This window comes from Aquimarina sp. AU58 (genome assembly GCF_900312745.1).
In the GTDB taxonomy this organism is placed as follows: Bacteria; Bacteroidota; Bacteroidia; order Flavobacteriales; family Flavobacteriaceae; genus Aquimarina; species Aquimarina spinulae.
This window is the reverse complement of the sequence record NZ_OMPD01000014.1, coordinates 1822800-1836435: the sequence shown is the minus strand read 5'-3', so window position 1 is coordinate 1836435 and position 13636 is coordinate 1822800. Positions and strand designations below refer to the sequence as shown.

The following is a 13636-nucleotide window of genomic DNA, read 5'->3' as shown; positions in this document are numbered from 1 at the left end:
AGTAGGTTTCTTTTAATAAAATAAATAAATTATCGTAGAGATTTAGAATTATCCATAAACCAATTACTTAAGTCAATGATTTTATCTGATAATTCAAAACCAAATTTGGTGAGAGAATATTCTACTTTGGGAGGAATCTCTGGATAAACTTTGCGTTCTACAATATCATATCCTTCTAATTTCTTCAAGGTAACGGCTAACATTCTTGAGGAAATTCCATCTATATTTTTTTTTAATTCATTAAACCTAAGAACTTCATAATACCCCAAATTAAAAACACATAACAAGCTCCACTTATCTAAGGTAGTTGCTAGCAGGTTTTTTGTCGGGCAAAACCCTTCTTTTAAGTATGGAGCAGTAGAAACAAAATATTTTTCAATTTTTTTCTTCAATCTAACCTGTTGTTTATCAGTATTAGTTATCATAATGTTACTTAATTACTAATCCGTAAGTTATTGTTTATCAGTGTATTTTAAATTATTTTTGGTTACTTAAAGTAACTTAAAATGTAAATATATGAAAAATTTAGACATAGATTTTAAATGGATTGGCGCTTCGACATGGATATTAAAAGTTGGAGATCTAAAAATTGCTTGCGACCCTATTCTTTGCGACATAAATACTATAATTGATTTGAAGTTTTTTAAAGCTAAAAGACGAACAAAACCTCAATTTGTAAATTCGGATTTTGAGAATATTGATATTTGGTTATTAACTCATAATCACTCAGATCACATTGATGAATTGGGAATGTCTAAAATATCGTCGAGCTCAAAAGTATATTCGCATAAAAACATAAAGCCTTGGTTTACCAATAGGTCTTTAGAAAATGTTTCGTTCATGAACTGGGCAGATAAAACACATACTGATAGTAAAGGTTATGAGATTGAAATTGAAGCAATAACTTGTGTTCATGGATCTAACTATATATCATCTATATTATGTGGAGGAGTAAACGGTTATTGGATAAAAATCAGGAAAGATGGTCTATCGTTAGAGATTTATGTAACAGGAGACACTATTAATCATTCTAAAATGAAAAAACATATTAAAGGACGTAATGCAGATATCTTGATCCCTAATATGGGTGGAGGCGGCTTAGATAAATTTGGTGGTCCTTTTTCATATACTGCTAATCTTCTAAAAGATACCGTAACAATCACCAAACCAACTATTATTTTACCTGTACACCATACATCATTCTCACTATTTAAGGAACCTATTGAAGAGCTATATAAATGGAATGATGATAGAATCATAGAATTTGGTGAAGGGCAAACTATAAATCTTCAAGAGTATCTATTCAAAAACAATACAGGTTTTACTTCCAAAATATAAGATAGTATTACTTTTATAAAAGGATAATTATATGAGCCAGAGTGTTCAGCATATACACATACTATGAATTTTAGAAAAGCAACCCAACAAGATGTTCCTTTAATCGTACAAATGATTGCTAATGATGAACTAGGAAAAACCAGGGAAAACTATCAAATTCCTCTCCCAAAAGAATATTTTGAAGCCTTTACAGCTATTAATGCTGATCCAAACCAGGAATTGATCGTAGTAGAGAATAATGATTTTGAAATTATTGGCACCTTACAATTATCTTTCATACAATACTTAACGTATCAAGGAGGAATACGAGCACAAATTGAGGCTGTACGAATTCGAGAAGATCAAAGAGGTAAAGGAATAGGGCAACAAATGTTTGAGTGGGCTATAGCGCGAGCAAAACAAAAAAAAGCACATGTACTACAACTTACTACAGATAAAAAGCGCCCCGAATCCATACGATTTTATGAGAAACTAGGATTTATAGCCTCTCATGAAGGTATGAAACTTCATTTTTAAGTTTAATATCTATATAGCTTATAATAAAGGCTGCCTTTTCAGACAGCCTTTTATAATAACAAACCTAATTTATACCTTAAACTAATATTTAAGGATTTGTAATGTTTCTATTTTTGTATCTGTCATTATTTTCACAAAATAACTTCCAGACATTTTGATCTGTTCACCCAGAGTTATTTGTCCAGGATTTTTTCCATATTTTTTATCGATCAACAATTTTCCTTGTAGGTCATAAACTTTTACTACTAAATCCCTCTTATCCAATGTTGATGTATTGATCACAAAATTCTCGGTAAATGGATTAGGAGAAATAGTGATGGTTTTACCTAAGCTATACTCATTACGATTTTTAACTCCCATTACTTTGGTAGTAATCGTCTGATTTGGATTCGTCTGATATGCATAATCCAAAATAGTGTAAGATAAGCCATCATTAGCTACAGATATATGAAACCACCCATAATGTGTATTACCGCTAATTTTAAAAGTAAACCCTACAAAGCCAGATTTTCCCTTCCAATCGGTATAATCTGAAGAACTTATAATGTAGCTATTAGATTCTGCTCTAAAATTACTGGCACTATCAATTCCTACCCCCTCACCTATTAATGTCACATTTTTACTAGCACCTACACAAACAAGGTCTTTATCATAAGTAACCAATCTCACAGAATTACTAGTGTACCAGGCACCATAATCTTTATTATCTCCAGTTTCTATTCTAAAAAATTCCCAGGTATTTGATGAGGTAACGGTTATATCATTAATATCTACATAGACCACTCCTGTATCTGTAGTACAAGGAGTACATGAACCACCACAATCTACTCCGGTTTCATCTCCATTCTGGATACCATCATTACAAGTAGGAGTAGAACCTGTTCCTATAGAGATGGTATAATCCTCAACTTCTCCGTAATCAAAGGAACCACATGGTGATGGGGCTGCATTGTATCTCATTGATACTCTCATTCTGGTATTTCCATTTTTTGCACCATCAGGAATTGTGAAACTTCCACTCACAGAAGTATCTTTTGATGCCGCTTTGCTCCAAACTTGTTCATTAGGGTCTTCAAAATCCCCATCCTGATTATAATCAATCCATACGCTATACGCTTCAGAGTAAACTGTACTGGCCCATTTTGGTGTTATAGTGATAGTATGTGCAGTTCCTTTAGACAAGGCTGTAGATACAGAAGTAAAATCATTATACCCTCCACTTCCTGCTGCAGAAATTTTATCAATAGCTCCTAATTGAACTCGACCAATATGTTCTGCAGATGGGTCATTACCATTAGCCGCACAGTAAGTCAAAGTAGCACAAGGAGTACATGAACCACCACAATCTACACCAGTTTCATCTCCGTTTTGAATACCATCATTACAGGTAGGTGTTGTCTGGCAAGGAGTACATGAACCCCCACAATCTACACCGGTTTCATCTCCATTTTGGATACCATCATTACAAGTGGGTGCTGTGCTATTTCCAACATACACCGTATAATCTTCTACTTCACCCAAATACGTATCATTTCCGCAAGGGTTTATTTTATCTTTAGATCCATACCCCATTCGCACTCTCATTCGTAATGGAGTCCCTGTTAAGGCAGAAGAAGGCACCGTTACTGTACCATTATAGGGTCCAGGGCCGTAAAGAGAAAATACTTCTTCATCTGTATCTATAAAATCCCCATCCTGATTCCAATCGATCCAAGCCCCAATTGCATTATATGACCAATGTTCATTTATAGTCTTTATTGTTAATGCAATTTGCTCCCCTTTTTGAACAACTGTAGATAAATTGGTATGATCCGAATAGGGATTATGAGCTGTACTATTATTGATATCACCAAAAATCACCTGAGTAATGTGTAACTTACTATCTTCATTAGATGCGTCACAAAAGGTTATCGGAGCTTTTTCTATATTTATCGTTACCGATTTAGAATCTGTTGCACCATCATTATCATATGCTGTGATCGTTAATTCATGTTGTCCCGGAGACAGAAAATTTAATTTATTGATATGAGTCCATTGATAAGGAGCTACATAATCTGTAGAAATTAATTCTCCATCTACTTTTAATTCTGCTTTTTCGACTTTTTCATCATCTTTTATAACAGTTTCTACAGCTATATTTTCTTTTTGAACAAAATTCTGTCCGTTAGAAGGTTTCAGTAATGTTATTGTAGGAGGAGTATTAACAGGAGCTGGATCATTTGTTACTATAATTGAATAATCTTCAATTTCTCCAATACTGTTTTGCGTTCCGCAAGGAGTTATATTATCTTCTGCTCCATAACTCATTCGTACCCTCATTCGGGTTGTGCCTAATTTTGCACCAGACGGAGGAGTGATTTGTTGATTATATGGTCCCGCAGCATATTTATGAAAGACTTCTTCTCCAGCATCTACAAAATCTCCATCTTGATTCCAATCAATCCACACTCCTAATGCATTATAACTCCAATGTTCGTTTTGTACTGTAATATCTAATGTAGTACTTTGATTGGTTCGTATTATTGCTGCCAACGAGGTATAATCTACATAAGATGTTGTATATCCCGAAGTATTCTCAAAATCACCTAATTGAATTTTAGTGATATGTACATCATCTCCTCCTTCTTTATTGGTGGCGCTACAATATGTATTCGTACCAGAAGGGTATACTTTAATATAATTCTGAATCGTCTTTGTATCACTGCTTCCTGCAGTTCCTTTTGCCGTTAAAGTAACATTATACTCTCCTGGAGAATTATATGTTATCTGTGGCGTTTGTTGATCGGTTACACTAGAAGGAGATCCAGAAGGAAAAGACCAGTCAAGACCTGTAATATGCCCCGTAGATTCGTTTACAAAATCTATTTTCCCTCCTGCAATAGTAGTCACATTTGTAGCCGAAAACTCTGCTACCGGATTATCACTAATATCGGCATCCTTAAGTGGCCCTGTGATTATAAAATCGGCAGAACGGCTACCTGATGAATTTAAATTTTTAAAATACCCTACAGTATATTTAAAATTATTTACAAGTTCATTTTCTCTTAGCTTCAATATAACATTGTCTAGCTGTTTAGCAATATCTTTAGGAGCTGCTCCTGCACCAGACCCCGTTATTTTACCTTCTATTTTAAAACGTCTATACGATTTTTCGGCATCCATCGCAACCGAAATATTACTGGTATTGGGTAGGTTTCCTATTTCATTTTGAATTGCAGAAGGGTTTCCTATACTAATTTGATTATCATCAGACCAGTTGGTCGTTGGTTGCCATCCTGTAACTTCTTCATTTTTTACCTTATTTAAGAAATTATTATACGAAGTTTCTCCATTATTTCTAAGTTCACTTACAAAATTATCAAATCCAGAAATGTCATTATTTCGAGTATACTCAAAAAAACGTTTTAAATAGTCAAAATTGTTAAGATACCAATTGTACCAGGCCGCGTTTCCGTAGGTGTAATGATAAAAATTTCCACTCGTATAGCTCGAGTTAAAAACAGTATTAAGAGAAGGCCAACCCGACCCTTTATTGATAATAGCTCTGGTATTTTGTGCTAACATTTGTACTCCATTGGTATCTGTAGATCCAGCAAAAAAATCGGCCATACCTTCTTCATACCAAACTAATCTACTATTGTTATATATATCTGATGATCCCCAATTACCTGGTACCAAATATCTACCTTGCAGATAATGACAATATTCATGTCTAAATAACGATTCCAGAGATAACGAGCTTTCTACTCCCACAGTTCGATCCCAGGTATAAAAAGTCGCAATCCCTTCTAGATACATTCCTCCGTTATCGGTACGAATCCCAAATAACAATGGCGCATAATCATCGTATTGTTGTTTAGATCCAAAAACAATCATGTTAATGGTAGTATTGGTATCTCCTGCAACCGGTTCATCTGTTTGTACCAATCTAAAAAACTGACTTTGTACTTGTTTAGCAGCATGATACAGATTTTGTATTTTTTCATCACTAAGAGGAGTACGAATGATCATTTTATCATCATCATAAGATACTGTCTTTGGAAACAAATACTCTTCTACTTCTTGCCGTATAGATAATGGATGTTGACAAAGGTTATACGCACTACAATCTCCATATTGATTCAAAGCCATTTTTGCCTTTGCCCAACTAGGAGATAATTTGGGGAAATAATTGGTTATAGCAGCCAGGTGCCCCTGTATATCTCCAATAAGTTTATCTGATTTTGCTAGTATAGCCAATGCACCGGTCGCATTTTGCCATAAATATTGAAAATCTCCTCCTTTATTAATTAATGCACTATTCACTGCTGCCTTTCCTAACAGGTCAATAGATTGTTTGTCACTAACCAGTCCGTTTACAAAATCATCAGTTACACTATTGTAAAAAGCATTATAAACCGTATTCATCCCTTTAGTATACGCTTTTTCTATATCTGGATCTGTAATAGATTTCCAGGTTTCGTTAACCGCAAAATCTCGTAACACTCTTTCAAAAAGATTAATAGAAGCTGCTTTATGACGTGATTTTAAATCTCCTGCCACTATAAGTATTTCCTGTAATACATCCATAGCATATACACTATGCTTAAGAAGTGACGAGTTACTTCCCAAACCGGCGATTGCCTCATGTATTGTACTATAAGTATCTGGTGTTAAATCAATCGACGTTTGATTAAAATCCAGATAAATAGCAATATGCAGGTAAATTGTTAATCCATATATCCCTGTACTATTGGTTCCATTATAAGAGGATGCCAGACCTCTTACTTCATTAGCTACAGCTTTTACTTTGGCATTAGAAAAAATACTAGCTGAATAGGAACTATAGTCAAATAAATCCCTGTAACAATCATAATCATGAGTTTGTCTCATAGCACTAATTAGTGCAGAAGTAGACAAACTCCCCCATTCTGCATTGGTACTATATTGGCATGCTGCTTTTTTAGCGATTCCAAAAGTATTGTCTTTGGCTTTAACACTAGGAATATGGCCGTCATTTTCATGCGAAACTCTCGAGCAATGATCAGATGAATGATTTGACGACTTGGGTATCGGTTTGTGGTGTTGAGCAAATGATAATTGGATTATCATTATAAGGCCAAAAAGTAGCCACATTGTTTTTTTCTCAAATAGAGAATACTGTAAAGATTTCATAAGATTTGTGTAAATAAAATATCCCTCGATCTTTTATATAGGTTTATCGATCAGGATATATAAGTTAAGTTTTAAATAAATAAGTATTTCTCGAGAGTAAAGGATATTCTTTATACTCGAAAATAAATGATAAGCCCTTTATGAGGTCGTTTATAGATAATACAACACCATAAATCAGTAGTCTTTCTACCTCTAATATAAACGGATATGCTATTTACCGTTTACTAGATGTATCTTTGCCTTTTTGTTATATGCAAAAACCAAAGTGTGTGTGTGTTTAAAAATAAATCACGCCCAAACAATTATGCTGAGCCAGTATCTTCATAAACACCTTGAAGTGTAGGAATAATTTCGTTCTTATGTTCCGAAAACGAATGTAGTTGATTGTTTTTCATTGTTTTAAAGTTTGTGTTTCTTAGTTGATATAAAATTAGTTGATTTAAAAAATGATTATCAATAGTATATTATCCAAAGTTGATTTAATGTTAACCTTAATTTGATCGTTTATCTTTTTTAATAGCGCAAATAGTATTTCATAAATCAAACAAGCTTATAATCAGGAGAAGTTCGATCAAAGAAAAACATTTATTTTACGAGCTTAGAACAGCTTATTTGTTTTTTAGAATAAAAGAACCATCCAAATTTGTATTTTTGCACGAAATTTTATGCATACTGATGAGAATTCTATTCTCCATATTGTTATTTTTTTCTTTTGCCATACGCCCCGCTATGGAAATCAGTACTGTACTCTACTACCAACTTAATATCGATATTATTGTAGAAAAATATTGTGTAAATAAAGAACGCCCTCGTCTTAATTGTAATGGTAAATGTTATTTGATGAGTCAAATGAAGGCAAAAACACAATCATCAAAAGAAAATTCTGACATTACTATTATAACGGAAGCTTTTATTCCGTTATTTTTTCAGGAAAACACAATACAAATAAAAAACACAAGTCCGTTTGTTGCTGAACATACTCAGAACTGGAAATTAAAAAACTGTTATCTAAAAACGATTTCCAAAGATATTGACCACCCTCCCGAGTATATCTTTTCTTAATTACATACCATATTTTGAATTTAATTTTTGAATAGATCGTTTGTTCTTATTCAAACATTACTATTACAAAAAATTCAACATTTTTTAATATTTAAAAGACGATACTTTCTGGTATCAGTACTAAGATTTTTAGTTGAATAAACACATAGTAAAATTCAAAAATCATCGACCTATGTACCTCGACAAAGAAAAAGTTAGGCTCTTTGTTTGGTTCTGTATGAAAAGGTTTTTGAGTTCAGACTATTTGTTTTCGACTTACTACGCCTAAAAGCGTGGTGTTTTTAATGGTATCCTAATAATTAGGAAAGAATCGTCATTGCAACTCATTATATACAATGAAAAACATATTAGTTTATGCAGTTACCCTATGTTTAGGAGTATACGGCTATACACAACAATCATATAAAGGAAAAATAGTAGATCATACTAACAATCCATTATCAGGGGCAACTATTATTGAATCTAATAGTTCCACTAATGGAGTAATGAGTAACTCGGAAGGAGTTTTTAAAATTACATTAGAAAACTCTACAGAAGTCACTATTAGTTTTCTGGGATATATCCCCAAAAAAGTAAATTTAACAAATGTATTTAATACCATTAGATTAGCAGAAGATAATGTAGCCTTAGAAGAAGTTTTGGTAACCTCTGCCAGTAGAGAAATTCAAAAACGTTCTGAAGTACCGGGATCTATTGCTTCAATACATACACAGGCAATTGCCGAAACCAAAGCCTTCGGCATCGATCAATTGGTAAATCAGGTGCCTGGAGTATTTATGTCTACTTCACGATCAGCAAGTAATGAACAACATTTTATGGCTGTTCGTACTCCTATTTCTACAAAAGCGTTGTTCTTATATCTGGAAGATGGTATGCAAATTCGACCTACTTCGGTATTTAATCATAACGCATTATTAGAGATGAACAATACCTCTTTTGGTCGTGTTGAAGTATTAAAAGGTCCTGCTTCAAGTATTTATGGTAGCGAAGCTATCGGAGGTAGTTTTAATTTTATTACCAAAAACCCAACAGAAAAACTTAGTGGCGGTATTGGTTTTCAAATTAATGACTTAGGGCTAACACGATATGAGTTTGAAATTTCTGATCAAACCAGTGAAAACTTCGGTTTTTATTTGGGTAGCCACCATGTAAATCGAAAAGATGGTCCTATAGAGCATAGCGATTATGAAAAGTTGGCTGTTACTTTTAAAACAGTGTATGATATTACCGAAACTGCGAGATGGACAACTGTTTTTGATCTTGTAGATTATCGATCTGACATGTCTGGTTCTCTAAGTGAAACCGATTACAATGAAGGAAATTATGAAAGTGATCAAACGTTTACTGAAAGAGAAGCAATTACATTTAGAGTCAGAGCTACACTAGACAAATTTTGGAGCAATACTAGTAAGACTTCATTCAATTTTATGGTTAGAAATAATCGAATGGATCAAATTCCTTCCTATAGAATACGTCAATTTAGAAATCAGGGGCAATTAACAGGATTAGGCTCGGGAGAAGTAAACTCTAATCAGTTTAAAAGCTTTGTAGGGTTAATTCAGCATAAGTTAGATTTCAACTTTGCCAATTCTTCATTAATCATTGGTACTACTGCAGATTACTCACCACAAGATTATGTAGCAGAGACCATACAAGTCGTTGTGGATCCCGAAACAGGAAGAAACTTGGAGTATGCTGTTAATTCTAGAGATTTTATCCTTAATTATAAAGCTAACATCTTTAATTATGCAGGTTTTTTTCAATATGAGATATCACCTGTAGAAGCCTTAAAAGTTACTGCAGCACTACGTTATGATGGTTTTGAATACGATTATGACAATCAAGTCGAAACCGTAGGCGTAAATGATGCTGTCGATAATTTTAATAATCTAACTCCAAAGTTAGGTGTCAATTATAACTTTAATACAAAAACCGGGGTGTATGCAAACTATTCACAAGGATTTGCACCTCCTCAGGTTTCTACATTGTATCGCAATCGAAATGAACTATTAGGTATAAAACCAAGTCGTTATCATAATTACGAACTTGGAGGTTATTTTACTATTCCTTCAAAATTAAAATTAGATGCTGCTATTTATCTTCTCGAAGGGCAAAACACCTTAATCACCTTAAGAGATCAGGATGATAACTTTTTTAGCACCAATGCTGGTAAAACCCAATCATATGGTATTGAGTACGGTATAACCTGGATCCCTATAGAAGGGTTATCGATAACTCATAATGGTAGTTATGCACAGCATCGTTATGTAGAGTTTTATGATAGAGGAATTGACTATTCTGATACCGACAGAGAAACAGCTCCCAATCTATTGGGAACTTCTTTAATTACCTATCGTAAGAATTACAAAAACAATTTTGGATTTAGTATAACGGCAGAACACGAATTGGTAGGTAAATACAATACCAGTTTTGAAAATCAGATAGACAACGAAGATGGCACTTTTGATACTGCAACCTATGATGGACATTCTGTTTTTAACCTTAGAGCTACCATTCATTATAAAAGTTTCGAAATATGGGGTCATGCACTTAATGTTTTTGATGAGTTGTATGCAGCCAGAGCCTCATTTAATAGATTTAGAGGAGAAAATAGTTTTACGATTGGGAATCCAAGAGCTTTTCACCTTGGAGTGAAGTATACCTTCTAATAACCAGTCCTCGCAGATTTTAAAAACCTGCGAGGACTAAATTTAGTTAAGAAATGAAAAAAAATCAAAAATTAAATCAATGGCTTTGGAAATGGCACTTCATTGCTGGATTAATATCTCTTCCGTTTATCATTATACTTTCTATAACTGGAGGAATATATTTATTTAAAGCAGATTATGAAGCTTCGAAACATAAAGACATTAAAGAAGTCGTTGTACAAGGGGCTCCTATTTCTCTTCAAAAACAGTGGGAAATCGCAAACAAAAATGCTATAAAGAAACCCAATACAATGGTTCTAACTTCTACTGCGAACCAGGCCACTGAGTTTATATCAGGACGTTTTGGTGGTAAAAGCAGTTTGTATGTAAATCCATATTCGGGAGATGTTTCTGGAGAAATCATCACCAGAGACACTAACATGTTTAAAATCAGAAAACTGCACGGTGAATTGCTCGTGGGTAAATTTGGAACCAAAATCGTTGAACTTATTGCTAGTTGGATGGTGGTTCTAATACTCACCGGATTATACGTTTGGTGGCCCGATCGCGGTCGCAAAATAAAAGGTGTTTTTATACCCAGAACAAACGAGGGAAAGAGAACATTTTATAGAGATATACATGCAATTACAGGATTTTGGATTTCTGGATTATTACTCCTTATTCTGGCCGGTGGTTTTCCCTGGACAGATGTAGTTGGTGAAAATTTTAAAAATCTTCAGAAAATAACCAATACAGGCTACCCAATTACATGGAAAGGACATCAATTACAATCAAAAGATAAAGGAGATGCGTTAACATTAGATCAGATGGCAGCCAAAGCAGAGGCACTACACCTTCCTGGAACAATATTCGTTCATTTTCCAAAAGACCCTAAAAGTGTTTTTAGCGTGTCTAATACAAATCCATCGGATCTGAATACTCAAAAAAAGGTTCATTTTGATCAATATTCTGGCAAGCAAATTCTATCTAATAATTGGGATGACGTAGGGGTTTTAATGCGTGGTCGAATGTGGGTTATGGCATTTCATCAAGGAGAGTTTGGAGCCTGGAGCTGGTGGTTGATGTTACTAACTGCGATAGCATTAACTATAATGAGCATCTCGGCATTGGTTTCTTATATATTACGAAAACGTAAAGGAAATTGGGGAGTCCCAAAAGTACCTGTAACCTTCAAAATCGGGTATGGAATCATAATATCGATAGGAATTTTGGCCATTGTATTTCCTCTATTCGGAATAAGTCTTCTTTTGATCATTAGCACAGAATATCTAAGAAATAAAATCAAAAAGTCTTAATCTAATGTATATGTTAACTTTCATTCTAATTACAGCAATTTCATTTTGCCTCCTTTTGATTATTATGCAAATGCATAAAATGAATAAAATCGGACAGCAATACAAAGCGGCTAAACTTCATAAGAAAAAGGAAAAACAATATCTTTGAAACGTTTAGACTAGCAACAAAACAAAAACTTAAAAAATTACAATTATGAAATTATCATTTTTATACACAACTTCACTACTACTATTAGTATTTATATCCTGTAATCAACTTTCTAAAGAAGAACAAGAATTTGATGTTCTCATGCAAAAAGTAATTGACGTGCATGATGAAGTTATGCCAAAAATGGGCGAAATGAGTAGCCTTATAAAAGATCTAGAAACTAAAATTGACACCACTGCTCAAGGGAAATCATATGCACAAGCACAACAAGAAGTAAAAGATGCCTATGATTTTATGATGACCTGGATGAGTGATTTTAGTGATAAATTTCCTCATGAAGAAGAAGGCAGCAAAACAGATCCTGAAAAAGTATCTTCACAAATAAAACTGCTTAAGGAAGAAGAAGTTAAAGTAAATTTATTAAAGGACCAAATCAATTCTAGTATTAAAAATGCAAAGCAACTATTAGAAAAGTCATAACGACCAGTTGCCATGTTATTTATAAAAATGTTTTACTTTAGCAATTGCAACAAATCATATTAAAGATCGATGAAAAAAATTATTTTATTTGTTTGTGTATTGTCTATTTCGACTTTGTCTATTCATGCACAGAAAAAAAAGGACCTTCTTGAAGAAATAAATAAGCTAAGAAAGGAATTAAAAACTACCGAAGCTGAGTTAAATGATTCTCGTAAAAAAGAAAAAGCAACATTAACTCAGGTTGAAACAATGGAGATACAAGTAAAAGATCTAAAAGAGACCAATGCTTCTCTTTTGACCAATATGAGTAGTTTTACCCAATTATCTAATCAGAAAGCTAAAAACTTAGAAACTTCTCTTGAAAGTCTTCAGGAAAAAGATAAACAGATTAAGGCTATAAACGATGCTATTGGTAAAACCGATTCTACCAAACTGGCAACGTTAACAGTTTTAAAAAATACACTTGGTAGTGATGCTAATATTGCCGTACAAAATGGCGCTGTGTTAATTACTTTGGCCAATACATTACTGTTTGGTGAAGATGATAATAATTGTGTTATTGAAGATAAAGCAAAAGGTGTCTTGGAAAAAATAGCAAATGCTTTAAATGCGAAACCCGATTTAAAAATCATTGTCGAGGGAAATAGCAATGCAATTAATTTTAAAGACAAAAGTATTAGCGATAATTGGGATCTTAGTACAAAGCAAGCTGCATCGGTAGTAAGGACTCTACAAAATGATTTTAAAGTGGACCCAAAAAGAATGGATGTTCTGGGAAAAAGCGAATATGGTTCGCAAAGTATAGAAACTGCTACCAGAATTATAATTGATCCAAAATTTGATGAGTTCTATGGACTTGTTAAAGAAAACATGAAAAACGGATCCAAAAAGTAAAAAACATTACTGTTTTATAAAGAGAGACCCGGTTCATGTATGTGACCGGGTTCTTTTATGAAATAATCCAACACATAAAC

General features: G+C 33.5%; 9 protein-coding genes. 7 read left to right on the top strand and 2 right to left on the bottom strand.

What is annotated here, in order from left to right:
- Window positions 1–29: 29 nt before the first annotated feature.
- Window positions 30–392 (bottom strand): helix-turn-helix domain-containing protein, encoded by a 363-nt coding sequence (locus tag DK441_RS19355; protein WP_234423406.1) that lies wholly within the window; start codon window positions 390–392, stop codon window positions 30–32.
- A 124-nt stretch (window positions 393–516) separates the two neighbouring features.
- Between DK441_RS19355 and DK441_RS19350 the strand changes: the two genes are divergently transcribed.
- Window positions 517–1338: an MBL fold metallo-hydrolase gene (locus DK441_RS19350; protein ID WP_109852140.1), complete on the top strand. Its 822-nt coding sequence runs from the start codon at window positions 517–519 to the stop codon at window positions 1336–1338.
- 63 nt (window positions 1339–1401) lie between these two features.
- The gene (locus DK441_RS19345; RefSeq protein ID WP_109852139.1) at window positions 1402–1854 is read left to right on the top strand and encodes a GNAT family N-acetyltransferase; all 453 of its coding nucleotides are present in this window, start codon (window positions 1402–1404) and stop codon (window positions 1852–1854) included.
- 81 nt (window positions 1855–1935) lie between these two features.
- Here the strand turns inward: DK441_RS19345 and DK441_RS19340 are convergent, their stop codons facing one another.
- A complete protein-coding gene (locus tag DK441_RS19340) occupies window positions 1936–7008 on the bottom strand; it encodes a GEVED domain-containing protein (protein WP_109852138.1) in 5073 nt (1690 codons plus the stop codon).
- Window positions 7009–7737: 729 nt separating this feature from the next.
- Between DK441_RS19340 and DK441_RS19335 the strand changes: the two genes are divergently transcribed.
- From DK441_RS19335 to DK441_RS19315, 5 genes are all read left to right on the top strand, one after another.
- Window positions 7738–8070: a hypothetical protein gene (locus DK441_RS19335; protein ID WP_109852137.1), complete on the top strand. Its 333-nt coding sequence runs from the start codon at window positions 7738–7740 to the stop codon at window positions 8068–8070.
- A 335-nt stretch (window positions 8071–8405) separates the two neighbouring features.
- Window positions 8406–10739: a TonB-dependent receptor domain-containing protein gene (locus DK441_RS19330; protein WP_109852136.1), complete on the top strand. Its 2334-nt coding sequence runs from the start codon at window positions 8406–8408 to the stop codon at window positions 10737–10739.
- A 53-nt stretch (window positions 10740–10792) separates the two neighbouring features.
- The gene (locus tag DK441_RS19325; RefSeq protein ID WP_109852135.1) at window positions 10793–12034 is read left to right on the top strand and encodes a PepSY domain-containing protein; all 1242 of its coding nucleotides are present in this window, start codon (window positions 10793–10795) and stop codon (window positions 12032–12034) included.
- Between the two features lie 193 nt (window positions 12035–12227).
- Window positions 12228–12662, top strand: coding sequence for a hypothetical protein (locus DK441_RS19320; RefSeq protein ID WP_109852134.1), 435 nt, complete (start codon window positions 12228–12230; stop codon window positions 12660–12662).
- Between the two features lie 69 nt (window positions 12663–12731).
- Window positions 12732–13556, top strand: a complete 825-nt coding sequence (locus DK441_RS19315) for an OmpA family protein (protein WP_109852133.1) — start codon at window positions 12732–12734, stop codon at window positions 13554–13556.
- Window positions 13557–13636: the final 80 nt, after the last annotated feature.

What these genes read in the sequence shown, in the direction of transcription:
- DK441_RS19320 (WP_109852134.1), top strand. Translation starts at nt 12,228, where the DNA reads ATGAAATTATCATTTTTATACACAACTTCACTACTACTATTAGTATTT.
- DK441_RS19350 (WP_109852140.1), top strand. Translation starts at nt 517, where the DNA reads ATGAAAAATTTAGACATAGATTTTAAATGGATTGGCGCTTCGACATGG.
- DK441_RS19325 (WP_109852135.1), top strand. Translation starts at nt 10,793, where the DNA reads ATGAAAAAAAATCAAAAATTAAATCAATGGCTTTGGAAATGGCACTTC.
- DK441_RS19330 (WP_109852136.1), top strand. Translation starts at nt 8,406, where the DNA reads ATGAAAAACATATTAGTTTATGCAGTTACCCTATGTTTAGGAGTATAC.
- DK441_RS19315 (WP_109852133.1), top strand. Translation starts at nt 12,732, where the DNA reads ATGAAAAAAATTATTTTATTTGTTTGTGTATTGTCTATTTCGACTTTG.
- DK441_RS19345 (WP_109852139.1), top strand. Translation starts at nt 1,402, where the DNA reads ATGAATTTTAGAAAAGCAACCCAACAAGATGTTCCTTTAATCGTACAA.
- DK441_RS19340 (WP_109852138.1), bottom strand. Translation starts at nt 7,008, where the DNA reads ATGAAATCTTTACAGTATTCTCTATTTGAGAAAAAAACAATGTGGCTA.
- DK441_RS19335 (WP_109852137.1), top strand. Translation starts at nt 7,738, where the DNA reads ATGGAAATCAGTACTGTACTCTACTACCAACTTAATATCGATATTATT.